The sequence below is a fragment of the Lyngbya aestuarii BL J genome, from assembly GCF_000478195.2.
GTDB lineage: Bacteria > Cyanobacteriota > Cyanobacteriia > Cyanobacteriales > Microcoleaceae > Capilliphycus > Capilliphycus aestuarii.
In genome coordinates, this window is record NZ_AUZM01000417.1 from 1 (window position 1) to 322 (window position 322).

General features: G+C 45.0%; 1 protein-coding gene. It reads left to right on the forward strand.

Annotated elements, in window-relative coordinates; translation table 11 throughout:
- On the forward strand, positions 1–322 hold a 322-nt coding region (locus M595_RS28755), incomplete at both ends, for an alpha-amylase family glycosyl hydrolase (RefSeq protein ID WP_023070066.1).

The window sequence follows — 322 nt, forward strand, 5'->3', positions numbered from 1 at the left end:
GATGGAAGACTGTTTCCCCATTATTGATATTCTTAACCAAACTCCCGCGATTCCCTCTAACTCTCAGTGGGCGTTGTTCCTACGAAATCATGATGAACTGACTTTGGAAATGGTCACAGATGAAGATCGTGATTATATGTACAAAGTCTACGCCCAAGATCATCAAGCTCGCATCAACTTAGGGATTCGTCGTCGGTTAGCCCCCCTACTCGGCAATGATCGCCGTCAAATTGAGTTGCTCAATAGTTTGCTGCTCTCGCTGCCCGGAACGCCTGTATTGTATTATGGCGATGAAATTGGCATGGGAGATAACATCTATATT